This is a genomic window from Streptomyces sennicomposti, from assembly GCF_019890635.1.
GTDB classification, from domain to species: domain Bacteria; phylum Actinomycetota; class Actinomycetes; order Streptomycetales; family Streptomycetaceae; genus Streptomyces; species Streptomyces sennicomposti.
In genome coordinates, this window is the sequence record NZ_JAIOAB010000003.1 from 32852 (window position 1) to 49736 (window position 16885).

Here is a 16885-nt window from a genome sequence, read left to right on the forward strand (position 1 = left end):
GGCTTCGCCGGCCGGGACGAAAGGTGGGATAGGGCCAGGGCGGGGGCGGCCGGCCGGACCGGCCTCCCGGCCGTGGCCCGGATCCACCGGTCATCCCGCCGCCAGAGCCGGGGCCTCGGCCGTCAGGAGGGGGTCGGGGAGCCAGTAACCTTGTGCGGGGCGCCCTCGCGTCCCGCCCACCCGTCCGCCACCCTTCACCAGGAAGGTGCCCCGCTGTGGAAAACGGCGCCGCCCGGACCGCCCCGCCCGTGATTGTCGCCATCGACGGCCCCTCCGGCACGGGCAAGTCGAGCACGTCCAAGGCCGTCGCCGCGCAGCTCGGCCTCAGCTACCTCGACACCGGCGCCCAGTACCGGGCGATCACCTGGTGGATGGTGACCAACGGCATCGACATCGACGACCCGACCGCGATCGCCGCCGTGGCCGGCAAGCCCGAGATCGTCTCCGGCACCGACCCGGCCCACCCGACGATCACCGTCGACGGCGTGGACGTGGCCGGTCCGATCCGCACCCAGGAGGTCACCTCCAAGGTCAGCGCGGTCAGCGCCGTACCGGAGGTGCGGGCGACCATCACCGAGCTGCAGCGCACGCTGGCCGCCGCCGCACCGGCCGGCATAGTCGTCGAGGGTCGCGACATCGGCACCACCGTGCTGCCCGACGCCGACCTGAAGATCTTCCTCACCGCCTCCCCGGAAGCGCGGGCCGCCCGCCGCAGCGGCGAGCTGAAGGGCGCCGACGTCCACGCCACCCGCGAGGCCCTGATCAAGCGGGACGCCGCCGACTCCAGCCGCAAGACCTCTCCGCTGGCCAAGGCCGACGACGCGGTCGAGGTGGACACCACCGACCTGACCCTGGCCCAGGTCATCGAGTGCGTCGTCACCCTCGTCGAGGAGAAGCGAGCCGCGAAGTGAGCGTTCCGCCCGAGCGCCCGGCGGGCCCGCCGTCGGAGCGTGGTGCCGACGTCGGCCGCCGGATCGGCGTCGGTCTGATGTACGGGCTGTGGCGCCCGCGGGTGCTGGGTGCCTGGAAGGTGCCCGCGAGCGGCCCGGCGATCCTCGCCGTCAACCACTCGCACAACATCGACGGCCCGATGGTCATGGGCGTGGCGCCCCGGCCGGTGCACTTCCTGATCAAGAAGGAGGCGTTCGTCGGCCCGCTCGGCTCCTTCCTGACCGGCATCGGCCAGCTCCAGGTGGACCGCCACACCACCGATCGCACGGCCATCACCCGGGCCCTAGGCGTCCTGGACGCCGGCGGGGTCCTCGGCATCTTCCCGGAGGGCACCCGGGGCGAGGGCGACTTCGCCTCCCTGCGCGCGGGCCTCGCCTACTTCGCGGTCCGCAGCGGGGCGCCCATCGTCCCGGTGGCGGTGCTCGGCAGCGCGGACCGCGGCGGCACACTGGTGAAGGCGCTGCCGCCGCTGCGCTCGCGCGTGGACGTCGTCTTCGGCGCCCCGTTCCAGGCGGGCGACGGCTCCGGACGGCGCACCCGCAAGGCGCTGGACGAGGCCACCGAGCGCATCCAGAAGCAGCTCTCCGCCCACCTGGAAAACGCCAGGCGGCTCACCAGCCGCTGAGTGACACTTGAGTAGTGGATCACCGCGAACCGGCGGCGCTCCACCGACCACCACGATGAACTACGAGGTACGGACTTCATGAACGACGACATCCAGCCCGACGGCTCGGCCGAGCACGAGCACGAGCACGGGGCGCTCGGCGACGCCGAGTACGCGGAGTTCATGCAGCTCGCCGCGGAAGAGGGCTTCGACGTCGCCGACGTCGAGGGCGCCATCGAGGAGGCCGGTCACGGACCGCTGCCCGTGCTCGCCGTCGTCGGCCGCCCCAATGTCGGCAAGTCGACCCTGGTGAACCGGATCATCGGCCGCCGCGAGGCGGTCGTCGAGGACAAGCCGGGCGTCACCCGCGACCGCGTCACCTACGAGGCCGAGTGGGCGGGCCGCCGCTTCAAGGTGGTCGACACCGGCGGCTGGGAGCAGGACGTCCTCGGCATCGACGCCTCCGTGGCGGCGCAGGCCGAGTACGCCATCGAGGCCGCCGACGCGGTCGTCTTCGTGGTGGACGCCAAGGTCGGCGCCACCGACACCGACGAGGCGGTCGTCCGGCTGCTGCGCAAGGCCGGCAAGCCCGTGGTGCTGTGCGCCAACAAGGTGGACGGCCAGAGCGGCGAGGCCGACGCGGCCTACCTGTGGTCGCTCGGTCTCGGCGAGCCGCACCCGGTCTCGGCCCTGCACGGCCGCGGCACCGGCGACATGCTGGACCGCGTCCTGGAGGTGCTGCCCGAGGCGCCGCGCGAGACGTTCGGCGGCACCGGCATCGGCGGCCCGCGCCGGGTGGCCCTGATCGGCCGCCCCAACGTCGGCAAGTCCTCGCTGCTGAACAAGGTGGCCGGCGAGGAGCGCGTCGTCGTCGACGAGCTGGCCGGCACCACCCGCGACCCGGTGGACGAGCTGATCGAGCTGGGCGGCAAGACCTGGAAGTTCGTGGACACCGCCGGCATCCGCAAGCGCGTCCACCTCCAGCAGGGCGCCGACTACTACGCCTCGCTGCGCACCGCCGCCGCCGTGGAGAAGGCCGAGGTGGCGGTCGTCCTGATCGACGCCTCCGAGTCCGTCTCCGTGCAGGACCAGCGGATCATCACCATGGCGGTGGAGGCGGGCCGCGCGCTCGTCGTCGCCTACAACAAGTGGGACACCCTGGACGAGGAGCGCCGCTTCTACCTGGAGCGGGAGATCGAGACCGACCTCGCGCAGATCGCCTGGGCGCCGCGGGTGAACGTCTCGGCGCGCACCGGACGGCACATGGAGAGGCTGGTCCCGGCGATCGAGACGGCGCTGGCCGGCTGGGAGACCCGGGTGCCGACCGGCCGGCTGAACGCCTTCCTCGGCGAGCTGGTCGCCGCCCACCCGCACCCGATCCGGGGCGGCAAGCAGCCGCGCATCCTGTTCGGCACCCAGGCCGGCACCAGGCCGCCGCGGTTCGTCCTGTTCGCCTCCGGCTTCATCGAGGCCGGCTACCGGCGCTTCATCGAGCGCCGGCTGCGCGAGGAGTTCGGCTTCGAGGGGACCCCGATCCACCTCTCGGTGCGGGTCCGCGAGAAGCGCGGCAACAAGAAGAAGTAGCGACGTGAACGGCGAGAGGGCGGCCCCCGCACCGGGGGCCGCCCTCTCGCCGTTCACCGCGGGGGCCGGTGAGCCGCCCTCGGGCGCTCAGTCGCCGCGGCGGGCGGGCGGCAGCGCCGCCGGGACGTGGTGCGTGCCGGAGTCCGGCCGCCCCAGCGTCCCCACGCGCTGCCACTGCGCCTGCTGCTGGCCGCCGTGCCGGGCGCCGTACGCGCCGCCGTAGGCGACGTACGCGTTCGAGCCCGCGCCGTGCGACAGGTTGCCGAACGCGACGAAACCCAGGTCCTCCTCGCCGCTGTGGTCGAACGGCACCGTGCGGTAGGACTTGACGTACTCGGCGTAGAGCGCGTCGTAGATCGGCGTGGCCGAGGGCCCGCCGTGGGGATCCTGGACGGGGCGCGCGGAGGACCGGGTCGGCGGGTACGGCTGGCGGCGGGGAACGTCGTATGCGTGCACGTATGTCCAAACGACCCCGGGCCGGAAGGGATGCGGGCTCAGGTGCCGGCCAGCGGCAGCGTGGCCGCGACCAGCCGTCCCTGGGCCGCCGCCTTGTCCAGCGCGTCGCGCAGCAGGTCCTCGCGCGGCTGGCGGCCGATGGAGCCGACCGGCGCGGCGTACAGCAGCACCTGCTGGTGCTTGTTGGCGGCGGCCCGCCAGCCGTCGGTGACCTGGAGCGGCTGGTGCGCCTGCCACCAGGCCACCGGCCGGCCGCCGTCCGTCCCGGGCTGCAGGACGGCGTGCAGCTGCCCCACGGCCAGCAGCACCGACCAGCCGTGCAGCACCGGCGGCACGGAGTCCAGGGCGGGCACCGGCTGGTAGCCCTGCTCCACCAGGAGCTGGAGGAACTCGTCGCCCGGACCGGTGCTGCCCGGGCGCACGATGGGGGCGGTCGGCTCGACGACGAGCGCGGGGTGCAACTCCCCGGCGATCAGCACCAGTCCGCTGGTCACCCCCAGAACCGCCTGCTCCGGGGCGGCGTTCGGGGGCGCGGTCTGCTGGGGCGCGCCCTGCTGCGGCACGGACTGCGCGGGCGCACCCCCGGGGACGCCCGCGTCCGCGTTGATGGAGCGCACCGCGCCGCGCAGCTGCTCCTCCGTGACCTGGACGACCTGCGAGGGCAGGCAGGTGGCGTGGGCGAAGGCGAGGACGGCGGTCTCGTCGCCCACGAACAGGACGGTGCTGGTGCGCTCCTGGGCGGAGTCGCCGGGGGTGCGGCAGGACGTGCAGTCGTAACTGCCCGGGGCGTTGTCTCCGGCGAGCAGCCGGTCGGCCTCTTCGTCGCCGATCTCGGCGCGTACGGCGTCGCTGACGTCGAGCATGCGCGGCACGGGTGGCTCCCTCGGGATGCGGTGCGTGGCGGGACCGGGTGGCTCCCGGCCCAGGAACCGGGAGGGCCCCCGGCTCATGAAGAAGACAACGGAGGACCTGTGGCGGGAGTCACGCACTACGGCGAACGGAATCGAACCATCCTGCGCCCACGGTCACTTCGGGTGCGGAACCCGCCACTCCCCGTCAACTCGGCGTCCTGTAAAGGGGCTTGACCGGGTGAAGTGGGTCACAAGAGAACGGCGGCGCTGGTCGACAAATCAGGAAATCAGGGAATGAAGTGGGTGGCCGAAAAAAGCCGTTTCCGCCGGTAACCCTCAACTGGCCTGCCGGAACGGGCGTTTGGTTGAACTGCACCGGTCGGGCTCCTTACATTCCTCCGCCGGGTGCACCGAGCACCGCCCGGGGACGTCCGCCGACCGCACCACCGGGAACCACCCAGCACCACCCAGCACCACCCAGCACCACCCAGCACGACCCCGCACGGCGGACGGGGCGAGCGCACCGGCCGCGTCCCACGCGGCACGAGCGCCTTCGCCTCGGGGTACCCCGGGTCGTCCGAGAGGGATCTACATGTCCGAATGTGCCTATACCCACGCCGACTCCCAGCCCGAGGGCGCCCGTAGGGCGCGGACGACGGCGGTCCTCGCCGGGGCGGCCCTGCTCGCCCCGCTCGGCCTGCTGACGGCGGCCGGCGGAGCCCACGCCGCGGACAGCGGCGTCTGGGACCGCATCGCCCGGTGCGAGAGCGGCGGCAACTGGCACATCAACACCGGCAACGGCTACTACGGCGGCCTCCAGTTCGCCGCCTCGACCTGGCGGGCCTACGGCGGCACCGCCTACGCGGCCCGCGCCGACCAGGCCTCCAGGGGGCAGCAGATCGCCGTCGCCACCCGGGTCCAGCAGGCCCAGGGCTGGGGCGCCTGGCCCGTGTGCTCGGCCCGCGCCGGAGCCTCCGGCGGCGCACCGGCCGGCTCCGCCGGCGGCTCGTCCTCGTCCTCCGGTTCGGGTTCGGCCGGCGCCGGGACGACGTACAAGCCGCACAAGACCCGCAGCTCCTACGAGTCCGCTCACGAGACGGCCCGGCGCGAGACGCGGAACACCGCCCCGGCCACCGGGACCGGCCGCTCGCAGCGCGGCGGGTCGCACGGCGACTACACCGTCCGCGCCGGCGACACCCTGAGCGGCATCGCCGCCCGGCACGGGATCGGCTGGCAGCGGCTCTACGCCGCCAACGCGTCCGTCATCGGCGGCGACCCCGACCTGATCGTGCCCGGCCAGCGCCTGGTGCTCTGATCCCCCTACCGCACCGCGCGCCACCGCGCCACCGCTCCGTCGTCCGGAGCACCAGGCCCCGCCCGGTCCCTCGACCGGGCGGGGCCCGCTCGCTCCCGTAATCCGGTACTCCGGTACTCCCGAACCGGGCCCCTGGGCGGCCGCTCGCGGACAGAAGCCGTCCGCGACGCCTGGCAGACTCGCCCCCATGCTGGAGACCTCGGCTCGACTGCTGCGTCTGCTCTCCCTGCTCCAGGCCCACCGCGAGTGGTCCGGGGCCGAACTGGCCGAACGGCTCGGCGTCACCGCGCGCACGGTGCGCCGGGACGTGGACCGGCTGCGCGACCTCGGCTACCCGGTCAACGCCAGTCCCGGCACCGGCGGCGGCTACCAGCTCGGCGCGGGCGCCGAACTGCCCCCGCTGCTCCTCGACGACGACGAGGCGGTCGCCGTCGCCGTCGGGCTGCGCACCGCCGCCGGGCAGGGCATCGAGGGCATCGGCGAGACCTCCGTACGGGCGCTGGCCAAGCTGGAGCAGGTGCTGCCGGCCCGGCTGCGCCGCCGGGTGAGCGCCCTCAACGACTACACCGTGCCGATGCTGCGCTCCTTCCGGCCGTCCCCGGTCGACCCGGCCGTCCTGACCGAGCTGGCCCATCTGTGCCGGGACGGGGAGCGGCTGCGCTTCGAGTACCGGGGCCACGACGGCGCCGTGAGCCGCCGTACCGTCGAACCGCACCGGCTGGTGTGCACCGAGTACCGCTGGTACCTGGTCGCCTGGGACCTCGACCGCGAGGACTGGCGGACCTTCCGCGTCGACCGCGTCACCCCCAGGCCGCCGCACGGTCCGCGGTGCGCGCCGCGCACCCCGCCCGCCGAGGACCTCGCCGCCTATGTCTCCGAGGGCGTCTCCCGGCGGGTGTACGCCCGGCAGGCCGCCGTCCGGCTGCTGGTGCCGCACGCGGAGGCGGCCGAGCGGGTCTCGCCCTCGGCCGGGACGCTGGAACCGGACGGGCCGGACACCTGCGTGCTGCGCGCCGGCGCCGCCAGCCTGGACGCGATGGTCGTCCACCTGATGATGACGGGGCTCCCGTTCGAGGTGCTGGAGCCCGCCGCCCTGACCGGTGCGATCAGGGCGGCCCGGGACCGGCTGGACGCCGCCCTGGCCCGCGGCGGACCGGACGACCGGGACGAGCGGAGCGGCCGGGACGGCACGGCGCGGGGCGGGGGCGCTGTGCCGGAACCGTGAAATTCCTGTGTGCCCCGGGGGGTTTCGCCGAGCCGCCGGAATGCCCGCGCGCCGAGGGCGCAAAGCCTCTCCGGACTCGTCCGCGAACGCGCAGCGAAGGGATCTGCGGGCCCTTTCCGCCGTTCTTTTCCGGCGGCCTCGACCGGGTGCGCGAACGGACGGTGACGGGCCTCGGCCGGGCGGGGGGAATTCCGTTCGAATGGCCGTACAAGGCGGACCCGGAGCCGGGTCCGGCCGGGGGAGTTCATCGGGCCCGCGGGTCGTCCTCCTGTGACAGAAATGTGACAGAGGGGGTGCGGGGGACGCCCGGGGCAGGTCACTGCGGGTGTCCGGCGGGGCTTCCCCCGTCGGCGGCGCAGGCCCTAGCGTGGCCGTATGGCACCGATTCCCACTCCGCCCGCGGAGCCGCAGGACAGTCCGGAAGGGTACGTCGGCCTGGAGGCCGCGGAGGCCGAGCGGCTCGCGCGGCGACGCGGCTGGACCACCGTGCGCTCACTGGAGCCGGGCACGGTCATCACCATGGAGTACCGGTACGGGCGGCTGAACTTCGAGGTGGCGGACGGCCGGGTGGCCCGGGCCTGGAAGGGCTGACCGGGCGGCGGCCCGCCCTGCCGGGCACGGGCCGTCAGGGGCGGCCCGCGGTGGTGGTGCTGTGCGGGACGCGGTCGGAGTGCGGCGGCCGGCGGCTGCCGGCCGGGGTGACCGGGGCGCGCTCCGCCCTCGTCGTGTGCGGGGCGGGCGCGTGGTGGAAGGCCGGCGGCCGGGCCGAGCGGCCCGCGCCGACCGTCTCGCGGCCCGCCGGGGCCTCCTCGGGGGCGGGGGAGCGCGGCTTGAGCATCCCGGGCGCACCGGCGGGAAGACCCGGCGCGGACACCGGCACCGCGCGGCCGTACCGGGCGCGCCAGCGGTCGCGCAGGTCGAAGAGCCAGTTCTCGGTCCGGGCGATCAGCGGCTCGAACCAGGGCAGCGCCAGCAGGTTCAGCAGCCCGGCGGCCCAGCCGAGGAGGACGTCGCTCAGCCAGTGCGTCCCGAGGTACACGGTGGTGAGGCCGACGCCGAGCGCGGTCACCGCCGACAGCGCCGACAGCCAGCGGCGCGCCCTCGGCGTGGAGGCCAGATAGGCCAGGACGCCGTAGGTCATCACCGCGTTGGCGGTGTGGCCGCTGGGAAATATATCGCCGCCGCGCCACATCTCGTTGGAGCCGATGACGGTCGCGTAGTGCGGTCCCAGGCGCCCCATGCCGTACTTGGCGGCGCCGACCGTGACGTTCAGCAGCAGCAGCGAGGTGGCGAGGACGAGCAGCGGGCGCAGGGTGTGCTGCCGCCAGCAGCGCCAGCCCAGCCAGGAGGCGATCATCACCGCGGTCGGACCGCGCTGCCCCAGCACCACGTAGTAGTCGAGGAACGCGTGGATCTGCGGCCACTGCTGGTACGGCCGGAAGAACATGACCTGCCAGTCCAGGCGGACCAGCCAGGACGTGGTCACCACCGCCCAGACGATCGCCAGGTAGAAGGCGAGGATCGCCGAGAACAGCACGAACCGGTGCCGGCTCATGCGCGGCACGTCGATGTGCGCCGGCCGGTGCGGCTCACGGTCCAGCCTGGCGAACACCCGGTCCAGGCGGGTGACGGTTCCTTCGGTACGCACCTAATCGACGTTACAGCGAGTGAGGGCAGTTCCCCGACGCATCACGTGGTTTGTGATGACGATGTGATGTGGGATTGCTCTCAACGGGTCTTTATTTCCCCGGATTCACTAATACGTGCGCCCGCCGGCCTGCATTTCCTTTGATCATTCCGGTGTACCTTTATCGGGCGCTTATGAATGCGTTGGCCGAACGCACGGATGGAATTCACCGTTCGTACACGGCGCGCGCCGGGCGGCCGCCCGAAGAAGTCGATCATGGCGGTCCGGAGCCGTTCAGCCAGAACGCCCCGTAGAGCGCCGAGACGAGTGCGAGAGCGCCCGTCACCAGCGCCGACCGGGAGACGCGGGCCCGGGCGAGGGCCGCCGCGAGCGGCAGCAGCAGCGGGAAGGCGGGCAGCAGCAGGCGCGGCTTGGAGCCGAAGTAGCTCGACGCGCACAGCGCCAGCGCGGTGACGACGCCCGAGTACACCAGCAGCGGCAGCGGCTGGCGCTGCCGCACCCCGACGACGTACAGCCACACGAGCAGGCCGACCCCGGCGATCAGGCCGAGCCCGGCCAGGGCGGCGGGGAAGGAGGTGAGCTGGGCGGCGACGAAGCGGGCGAAGGCGTAGCCGCCGTCGAACCCGTTGCGCCAGCCGGCCTGGACGTGGAAGTAGCCGAAGAGGCCGTCGCCGGTGCGCCGGCCGACCCACAGGACGTACCCGGCGGCGCCGAGCGGCGCGAGCAGCATGCCGAGGACGCGGCGGACGGGGGAGCGGGGGGCGGACGCCGGGGCGCGCGGGGTGCTGCGCGCGCCGTGCGGGCCGGGCGCGCTCCCGTTGCGCACGAAAGAGCCGCGTTCGCGGCCGGAGGAGACGCCGTCGTCCCCCGGCAGGTCGCCGTCGCGCCCGAGGAGGCCGTCGTCGCGCCCGAGGAGGTCGCGTTCGCGCACGAAGGAGACGACGGCCGCCGCCCACACCGCGGCCACCACCGCGAGTCCGACCGGCCGGGTCAGCCCCGCCGCCAGGGCCAGCGCGCCCGCGCCCACCCAGCGGCCGGTGAGCACGCAGTACAGCGACCAGGCGGCCAGCGCCGTGAACAGCGACTCGCTGTACGCCATCGACTGCACGATCCCGACCGGCAGCGCCGCCCACAGCAGCACGGCGAACAGCCCGGCCCGCCCGCCGTCGGCCCCCGCCCCGCCCTCGGACAGAGGACGTCGTCGGTCGTAGACGTGCTCGACCACCGCGAAGATCCCCCACGCCGCGGCGAGCGAGGCGAGCAGGCTCACGGCGAAGCCCGCGTCGGCGTACGACAGCGGGCCCACCGCGGCCGGCAGCCGCTCCAGCCAGGGCAGCAGCGGGAAGAAGGCCAGGTCGGAGTGGACGTCGCCGTTCGCGAGCCGCACCTCGTAGCCGTAGCCGCCGCCGGCCACCCTGGCGTACCAGAGGGAGTCCCAGCGGGCGGTGAGCAGGGTGTACGCGCTCTTGCCGCGCGCGGCGCTCCACACCGCCAGGGTCAGCAGGCCCAGGGCGCGCACGGCCGCGTACCCGAGGAGGGCCGGGGCGGCCCGGCGCAGGGCCGTGGGCCGGGCCGGCGCGGCACGCGTCGCTTGATCGATCACGGGCTCGATTATCGACCGGGGCCGGAACCGGCCCGCCGGCCGGGGCGTGCTCCCCGGTGGGGGCGTGGCGCACGCCACACGCGTTCCGCGCGACGTGTGAGAGGTGGGCCACGTGCGCCCCGGGCTCCCTCGCGTACGCTGACGTGTCACTCGCACCGTCGTGCGGGCCTGAGGCGCCGCTCCCCTCAGGCCGAGCCGTGGGGAGTCCCCGCCCCGCGGACCCGCCGGACGCGAGGGCTCATCTGGGAGGTACGCACATGTCCGGGACGACCACGGTCCCCGCCCGGCTGCGCAGTCGGGTGGCCGGAGCCGGTGCGAACCGCTGGGCCGTCCTGGTCGTGCTCTGCGTCAGCCTGCTGCTGGTCGCGGTGGACGCGACCGTGCTGCACGTGGCGGTGCCCGCCGTCACCGAGGACCTCAGGCCCGGCGCCATCGAACTGCTCTGGATCGTCGACACCTATCCGCTGGTCTGCGCCTCGCTGCTGATCCTGTTCGGCACGCTCGGCGACCGGGTGGGCCGCAGACGGGTCCTGCTGCTCGGCTACGGCGCCTTCGGCGTCGCCTCCGCCGTGGCGGCCTTCGCGCCGAACCCGCTGACGCTGATCCTGGCCCGGGCGCTGCTCGGCGTCGGCGGCGCCATGATCATGCCGGCCACGCTGTCGATCCTGCGGCAGGTCTTCCCCGACCGGCGCGAGCGGGCGGTCGCCATCGGCGTCTGGAGCGCGGTCGCCGCGGTGGGCGCGGCCGTCGGGCCGCTGCTCGGCGGCTTCCTCCTCGAACACTTCTGGTGGGGCTCGGTCTTCCTCGTCAACATCCCGCTGATGCTGGTCAGCCTGCCGGTGGGCCGGCTGCTGCTGCCCGAGTCGACCGGCGAGCGCGACGGCCCCTGGGACGTGACCGGCGCCCTGATGGCGGCGGTCGGCCTGTTCGGCGCGGTCCTCGGGGTGAAGCGGCTCGGCGGCGGTGAGGACGTACTCGGCGTGCTCACCCTGGGGCCGCTGCTGGCCGGGGCGGCGCTGCTGGTGGCGTTCGTGCGGCGGCAGCGGCGCCGGAGGCATCCGCTGGTGGACCTCGGGATGTTCGCGCGGCCCGCGTTCAGCACGGCGGTGGGCTGCATCGTGCTGGCGATGCTGGCGCTGGTCGGCCTGGAGCTGATCGCGGCGCAGTACCTCCAGCTGGTGCTGGGCCTGTCGCCGCTGGGCACCGGCCTCAGGCTGCTGCCGCTGACCTTCGCCGCGATGGCGGCCGGGCTGCTCGGCGCGCGGCTGCTCAGGCGGTTCGGGCCGCGCCGGACGGTGTGCGCGGGCTTCTGCCTGACCGCCGCCGCGGTGCTGACGCTGACCGCGATGGGCGGCCGGGACGACGCCGGGCTGCTGCTGACCGGGTTCGTGCTGCTCGGCTTCGGCCTGGAGACGACGCTGTTCGGGGCGTACGAGTCGATGCTGAGCGAGGCGCCGGCGGACCGGGCGGGCGGGGCCGCGGCGATCGGCGAGACCTCCTACCAGCTGGGTGCGGGCATGGGCATCGCGCTCCTCGGCACGGTGATGAACGCGGCCTACGCCCCCGGGCTCGCGCGGGTGCCGGGCGTGCCGGCGGCGGACTCGGCGGCGGCGTCGCACTCGCTGGGGGAGGCCTACGAGGTGGCCGGACGGCTCGGCGGGGCGCCGGGACAGGCGCTGCGGCGCGCGGCCCGCGACTCCTTCGTGCACGGACTGCATGTGACGCTGCTGGTCAGCGCCGTCCTGCTGCTGCTCGGCGCGGTCGCCGCGTGCCGGCTGCCGCGGGCGATGCAGTGCGAGGCCGAGGAGGAGCCGGTGGAGCTGCCCGTGCAGCGGGAGGCCGAGCGGCCGCGCGTATCGGCGTGAGCGCGGTGCGCGCCGCGGGGAGGGCGCCGGGCGCGGGGGCACCGCGCGCCACCGGGGTGCCGCGCGCCACCGGGGCGCTGTGCCGCCGGGGGCGCCGTGCCGCCGGTGCGCCGGGCGCGGACGCCGTCCGGCGCCGGGGACGCTGGACGCCGGGGGCCTGGCGTCGTAACGTCAGCGCCAGAGTCGCTTAACTAGCGGTGCTAGTTTCCTAGTCGGAGGTGCCCATGCCGGCGTCGTCGAAATCGTCGCTGCCCCCGTTCGACCCCACCGACCCGCTCGGGATGGACGACCTGCTGGAGCCGGAGGACCTCGCCGTCCGCGACACCGTGCGCGGCTGGGCCGCCGACCGCGTGCTGCCGCACATCGCCGAGTGGTACGAGCGGGGCGAGCTGCCCGGCATCCGGGAGCTGGCCCGCGAGCTGGGCTCGATCGGCGCCCTCGGGATGTCCCTGACCGGCTACGGCTGCGCGGGCGCGAGCGCCGTCCAGTACGGGCTGGCCTGTCTGGAGCTGGAGGCCGCCGACTCCGGCATCCGGTCGCTGGTCTCCGTACAGGGCTCCCTCGCCATGTACGCCGTCCACCGCTTCGGCTCCGAGGAGCAGAAGCAGCGCTGGCTGCCCGCGATGGCGGCCGGCGAGGTGATCGGCTGCTTCGGCCTGACCGAGCCCGACCACGGCTCCGACCCCGCCGCCATGCGCACCCACGCCAAGCGGGACGGGAGCGACTGGGTCCTGAACGGCCGCAAGATGTGGATCACCAACGGCTCCGTGGCCGGCGTCGCCGTCGTCTGGGCGCAGACCGAGGACGGCATCCGCGGCTTCGCCGTCCCCACCGACACCCCCGGCTTCTCGGCCCCCGAGATCAAGCACAAGTGGTCGCTGCGCGCCTCCGTCACCAGCGAACTCGTCCTCGACGACGTACGGCTGCCCGCCGACGCCGTCCTGCCCGAGGTCACCGGGCTGCGCGGCCCGCTCAGCTGCCTCTCCCACGCCCGCTACGGCATCGTCTGGGGCGCGATGGGCGCGGCCCGCTCCAGCTTCGAGGCCGCCGTGGAGTACGCGAAGTCGCGCGAGCAGTTCGGCAGGCCCATCGGCGGCTTCCAGCTCACCCAGGCCAAACTCGCCGACATGGCGGTCGAACTGCACAAGGGGATCCTGCTCGCCCACCATCTGGGGCGGCGCATGGACGCCGGCCGCCTGCGTCCCGAGCAGGTCAGCTTCGGCAAGCTCAACAACGTGCGGGAGGCGATCGAGATCTGCCGCACGGCGCGCACGATCCTCGGCGCCAACGGGATCTCCCTGGAGTACCCCGTGATGCGGCACGCGACCAACCTGGAGTCGGTGCTCACCTACGAGGGCACCGTCGAGATGCACCAGCTCGTGCTGGGCAAGGCGCTCACCGGTCTCGACGCCTTCCGGTGAGCCCCGGACGGGGCAGGGCCGGTGTGCGGCCCTGCCTCAGCTCTGGTTGAAGAAGCCGTCCGACCGGTACGCCGCGGGGTCCCCGCTGACGATCTCGGTGTCGGCGGGGGACAGCAGGAAGACCCGGGTGGAGACGCGGTCGATGGAGCCGCGCAGCCCGAAGACCAGACCGGCCGCGAAGTCGACCACGCGCTTGGCGTCGCCCGGCTCCATGGCCGTCAGGTTCACGATCACCGGCACCCCGTCGCGGAACAGCTCGCCGATGGCGCGGGCGTCGCGGAAGCTGTCCGGCGTCACCGTGCCGATCCGGCGGCCCTTCTCCTCGGCCGTGTCCGTGGCGACCTTCACCCGCGGGTCGGTGACCCAGGCGTCCCCGGACTCGGCTCCCTCGGAGTAGTCGTCGTCGTAGTAGCGCTCGTCTTCGTTGTCGTCGACGAGGCCGAGCCACGCACTCGCCTTGCGTACCGATCCCATGGACGCCTCCTCTCACAGCGGTCTTTCGTGCTTTCCGCATCCCTATGGTCATCCATGATGCGGACGGTGCGCCAAGTGGATAGACGCCGCGCGGGGGGTTTGTGACGGTACTGGTGCACAGCCCGATCCGTCGAGGGCCTTGTGCCCCAAGGGTCGTTTCCTACACGGCTGCTGACTGTGAGTGAAATATGATTGTCCCTGCGGCACGAATGGCACTCGGGTGACCAGGGGTGCGTACGGGTGAACGAGCCGGCCGATACGATGCGGCAGCTCAACGTCGTACGCACCACGGGGGAACGTCGTGTTCGGAATCGTCAGGCCGTGCAGCCACCGGCTCGGTGAGCATCTCAAGGCTCAGTGGATGGCGCATCTGTGCGGGCTCTGTCTGGCGCTGCGCGGTGATCACGGACAGTTCGCGAGAGTCGTGACGAACTATGACGGCCTGCTCATATCGGTCCTGACGGAAGCTCAGACGGCCGGTGACGGCGGAAAGAGCGGGAAGAGCGGTGGCCGGCGCACGGCCGGACCGTGCCCGCTGCGCGGGATGCGCACCGCCTCCGTCGCCCGCGGCGAGGGCGCCCGGCTCGCGGCGGCCGTCTCGCTGGTGCTCGCCTCCGCCAAGGTGCGCGACCATGTCGCCGACGGCGACGGGCTGCTGGCCCGGCGGCCGGTCGCGCTCGCCGCGCGCCGGGTCGCCGACAGCTGGGGACGCGCGGGCGCCCGCACCGGCGCCGACGTGGGCTTCGACACCGCCGTCCTGGTCGACGCCGTGGACCGGCAGGTGGGCATCGAGGCGCTGGCCGGGCCCGGCACCCCGGTCCTCGCCGTCACCGAGCCGACCGAGACCGCCACCGCCGCGGCCTTCGCGCACACCGCGCACCTGGCCGGCCGGCCCGCCAACGCCGCACCGCTCGCCGAGGCCGGCCGCCTCTTCGGCCGGCTCGCGCACCTGCTGGACGCGGTGGAGGACCAGGCCGCCGACGCCGCCTCGGGCGCCTGGAACCCGCTCACCGCGACCGGCACCCCGCTCACCGAGGCCCGCCGGCTCGCCGACGACGCCGTGCACGGCATCCGGCTCGCCCTGCGCGAGGCCGAGTTCACCGACGGGCGCCTGGCCCATCTGCTGCTCGTCCACGAACTGCCGCGCTCCGTGGACCGCGCCTTCGGCACCGCCTCCTGCGGTCACGCGCCCACGCGGACCCCCGAGCCCCGGGGCGCCTTCGGCCCGCCGCAGGGGCCGTACGCCCCGCAGCACCCGCAGCCTCCGCACGGCCCCTACGATCCGTCCCGGGGCGGCAACCCCTTCGGCGGCGAGCCGCCGAGGCCCGGCAAGCGCGGCTTCTGGGCCGGCTGCGCGGCGGCCGTCGGACTGTGCTGCACCTGCAAGGCGTGCTGCGCCGACGAGTTCGAGGGGCCGTGGTCGGGCAAGAAGCGCGAGGGGCTGTGCAGCGGGTGCGACTGCGGGGACTGCGACTGCTCGTGCTGCGAGGCGTGCCAGTGCTGCGAATGCTGTGAGTGCTGCTCCTGCTGCGACTGCTGACCGTTCCGGACGGGGCCGGCCGCGAGCGGTGACGGCGGGCGGTGACGGCGGGGCCGGTTGCGGGTCGGTCGCGGCGGGCCGTGACGGCGCAGTCCGGGCCGGGCGTCCTGCCCCGGCCCGGACTGACTTCGCCCGCTGACCGTCAGTTCTTCAGCTCCGGCGGGGAGATCCGCGACTCCTTGATCGCCGAGCCGGTGGTGCCCCACTTGTCAAGGATCTTGCGGTAAGTCCCGTCGGAGATCAGCTTGTTCACCGCGGCCTGGAAGGCCGGCGCCAGCTTCGTGCCCTTCTTGAAGGCGAAGCCGACGTCGAGGCGGTGGAACTCGTTGAGGAACTTCAGCCCCGGCTGCTGGGCCACCGAGTAGCGCAACCCGTTGATCGTGGACATCACCACATCGCTGCGGCCCTGCTGCAACGACGACCACAGCGCGCCCGTCTCGCTGTAGGTCTGCACCTTGTACGGCTTCTCGCCCGCGTCCGCGCAGACGTGCTTGTTCTGCTCCAGCGTCGCCTCGAACGTGGTGCCCGCGCCGGTCGCGATGTCCAGGCCGCACAGCTGCTTCAGCTCGGTGATCCGGCCGAGCTTGCTGTCCTTGCGGGCGGCGAAGCCCTGGCCGTCGTTGATGTAGGTGACGAAGTCGATCGTCTTGCGCCGTTCCTCGGTCACCCCGAAGTTGCCCGCGCCGAGGTCGTACTTGCCGCTGCCGAGGGCCGGCAGGATCGCCTCGAAGCTCGCCTCCTGCTTGTCCAGACGGATGCCGAGCACCTTGGCGACCGCGTTCGCGAAGTCGACGTCCTGGCCGACGAGGGTCTTGCCGTCGCCGAGGTAGGAGGTGCCCGGCGGGGTGCCGCCCACGCTGTAGGCGATGGTCAGCCGGTCCACCCCGGCCGGCAGCAGCTTGGCCGCCGCCGGGTCCTTCCGGACGCCGGAGACGACGTCCGTCGTCGGGATGCGCGCGGCCTTGGCCGCGGCGCCCGACCCGCCGCCGCCCGCCGAGGCGTCGCCGGACCCGGTACCGCACGAGGTGAGCAGCAGCGCCACGGAGCTGATCAGGGCGAACGAGAGGAAATGCCGGCGGCGGGCCGGCTGGGACGTACGCATGGGTGCGGTCTCCTGGGAGGGAAAAGGAACGTCGGCGAACGCGAGGGGAGGGGTGCGCGTGTGAAGGCGGGACGAACGCGGGAGAACAGTGCGGAACGCTGAGGACGAACCCTGAGGGCAGGGACGGAACGGGGAAAGCCCGCGGACGCCTCAAGCAGGCGGAACGCCGGGCCGAAACGGGAGAACGCTAAAAGCGCCCGTGCTCACCAGGGCGCGCAGTGGGTCGGCTCAACAGGAACAGGACCA

At 73.9% G+C, this 16885-nt stretch carries 15 protein-coding genes; 9 read left to right on the plus strand and 6 right to left on the minus strand.

The annotated features are described in order from the left end of the window. The first annotated feature begins 215 nt into the window (after nucleotides 1–215). From cmk to der, 3 genes are all read left to right on the plus strand, one after another. A complete protein-coding gene (gene cmk / locus K7787_RS02265) occupies nucleotides 216–911 on the plus strand; it encodes a (d)CMP kinase (protein ID WP_019986244.1) in 696 nt (231 codons plus the stop codon). After that, entirely contained in the window at nucleotides 869–1576 is a 708-nt protein-coding gene (locus tag K7787_RS02270; RefSeq protein ID WP_199791300.1) for a lysophospholipid acyltransferase family protein, read from the plus strand. The genes cmk and K7787_RS02270 overlap by 43 nt, the downstream gene beginning before the upstream one ends. A gap of 78 nt (nucleotides 1577–1654) precedes the next feature. Then, nucleotides 1655–3139: a ribosome biogenesis GTPase Der gene (der, locus tag K7787_RS02275; RefSeq protein ID WP_009187849.1), complete on the plus strand. Its 1485-nt coding sequence runs from the start codon at nucleotides 1655–1657 to the stop codon at nucleotides 3137–3139. Between the two features lie 87 nt (nucleotides 3140–3226). Here the strand turns inward: der and K7787_RS02280 are convergent, their stop codons facing one another. Both K7787_RS02280 and K7787_RS02285 read right to left on the minus strand, forming a co-directional pair. Beyond that, nucleotides 3227–3595: a hypothetical protein gene (locus tag K7787_RS02280; RefSeq protein WP_223000333.1), complete on the minus strand. Its 369-nt coding sequence runs from the start codon at nucleotides 3593–3595 to the stop codon at nucleotides 3227–3229. A 38-nt stretch (nucleotides 3596–3633) separates the two neighbouring features. After that, nucleotides 3634–4467, minus strand: coding sequence for a DUF8842 C-terminal domain-containing protein (locus K7787_RS02285; RefSeq protein WP_164391899.1), 834 nt, complete (start codon nucleotides 4465–4467; stop codon nucleotides 3634–3636). Between the two features lie 571 nt (nucleotides 4468–5038). Here K7787_RS02285 and K7787_RS02290 point away from each other — a divergent pair. The 3 genes from K7787_RS02290 (at nucleotide 5039) to K7787_RS02300 (ending at nucleotide 7577) form a co-directional block, all read left to right on the plus strand. After that, complete coding sequence (locus K7787_RS02290) at nucleotides 5039–5761, plus strand: LysM peptidoglycan-binding domain-containing protein (protein WP_223000334.1); 723 nt, start codon at nucleotides 5039–5041, stop codon at nucleotides 5759–5761. Between the two features lie 187 nt (nucleotides 5762–5948). Continuing rightward, entirely contained in the window at nucleotides 5949–6986 is a 1038-nt protein-coding gene (locus K7787_RS02295; RefSeq protein ID WP_009187845.1) for a helix-turn-helix transcriptional regulator, read from the plus strand. 375 nt (nucleotides 6987–7361) lie between these two features. Further along, a complete protein-coding gene (locus tag K7787_RS02300; RefSeq protein WP_164391903.1) occupies nucleotides 7362–7577 on the plus strand; it encodes an I78 family peptidase inhibitor in 216 nt (71 codons plus the stop codon). A gap of 34 nt (nucleotides 7578–7611) precedes the next feature. Here the strand turns inward: K7787_RS02300 and K7787_RS02305 are convergent, their stop codons facing one another. Together K7787_RS02305 and K7787_RS02310 are read right to left on the minus strand one after the other, a co-directional pair. Then, a complete protein-coding gene (locus K7787_RS02305; protein ID WP_223000335.1) occupies nucleotides 7612–8634 on the minus strand; it encodes a phosphatase PAP2 family protein in 1023 nt (340 codons plus the stop codon). A gap of 253 nt (nucleotides 8635–8887) precedes the next feature. Continuing rightward, complete coding sequence (locus tag K7787_RS02310) at nucleotides 8888–10237, minus strand: putative hexosyltransferase (RefSeq protein WP_223000336.1); 1350 nt, start codon at nucleotides 10235–10237, stop codon at nucleotides 8888–8890. Between the two features lie 257 nt (nucleotides 10238–10494). On the opposite strand from K7787_RS02310, the gene K7787_RS02315 reads away from it, so the two are divergent. Continuing rightward, complete coding sequence (locus K7787_RS02315; protein WP_009187842.1) at nucleotides 10495–12102, plus strand: MFS transporter; 1608 nt, start codon at nucleotides 10495–10497, stop codon at nucleotides 12100–12102. A 224-nt stretch (nucleotides 12103–12326) separates the two neighbouring features. After that, nucleotides 12327–13523 (plus strand): acyl-CoA dehydrogenase family protein, encoded by a 1197-nt coding sequence (locus K7787_RS02320; protein ID WP_223000337.1) that lies wholly within the window; start codon nucleotides 12327–12329, stop codon nucleotides 13521–13523. A gap of 36 nt (nucleotides 13524–13559) precedes the next feature. On the opposite strand, the gene K7787_RS02325 is transcribed toward K7787_RS02320, so the two are convergent. Then, nucleotides 13560–13997, minus strand: a complete 438-nt coding sequence (locus K7787_RS02325; protein WP_019986234.1) for a cell division protein SepF — start codon at nucleotides 13995–13997, stop codon at nucleotides 13560–13562. 301 nt (nucleotides 13998–14298) lie between these two features. On the opposite strand from K7787_RS02325, the gene K7787_RS02330 reads away from it, so the two are divergent. Continuing rightward, nucleotides 14299–15537 (plus strand): DUF5685 family protein, encoded by a 1239-nt coding sequence (locus tag K7787_RS02330; RefSeq protein WP_223000338.1) that lies wholly within the window; start codon nucleotides 14299–14301, stop codon nucleotides 15535–15537. A gap of 142 nt (nucleotides 15538–15679) precedes the next feature. Here K7787_RS02330 and K7787_RS02335 read toward each other — a convergent pair whose 3' ends face one another. Continuing rightward, the gene (locus tag K7787_RS02335) at nucleotides 15680–16639 is read right to left on the minus strand and encodes an ABC transporter substrate-binding protein (RefSeq protein WP_223000339.1); all 960 of its coding nucleotides are present in this window, start codon (nucleotides 16637–16639) and stop codon (nucleotides 15680–15682) included. Nucleotides 16640–16885: the final 246 nt, after the last annotated feature.

Excerpts from the sequence above, each read along its gene's own strand:
- K7787_RS02300 (WP_164391903.1), top strand. The coding sequence starts at position 7,362 with ATGGCACCGATTCCCACTCCGCCCGCGGAGCCGCAGGACAGTCCGGAA.
- der (WP_009187849.1), top strand. The coding sequence starts at position 1,655 with ATGAACGACGACATCCAGCCCGACGGCTCGGCCGAGCACGAGCACGAG.
- K7787_RS02315 (WP_009187842.1), top strand. The coding sequence starts at position 10,495 with ATGTCCGGGACGACCACGGTCCCCGCCCGGCTGCGCAGTCGGGTGGCC.
- K7787_RS02320 (WP_223000337.1), top strand. The coding sequence starts at position 12,327 with ATGCCGGCGTCGTCGAAATCGTCGCTGCCCCCGTTCGACCCCACCGAC.
- K7787_RS02325 (WP_019986234.1), bottom strand. The coding sequence starts at position 13,997 with ATGGGATCGGTACGCAAGGCGAGTGCGTGGCTCGGCCTCGTCGACGAC.
- K7787_RS02295 (WP_009187845.1), top strand. The coding sequence starts at position 5,949 with ATGCTGGAGACCTCGGCTCGACTGCTGCGTCTGCTCTCCCTGCTCCAG.
- K7787_RS02335 (WP_223000339.1), bottom strand. The coding sequence starts at position 16,639 with ATGCGTACGTCCCAGCCGGCCCGCCGCCGGCATTTCCTCTCGTTCGCC.
- K7787_RS02290 (WP_223000334.1), top strand. The coding sequence starts at position 5,039 with ATGTCCGAATGTGCCTATACCCACGCCGACTCCCAGCCCGAGGGCGCC.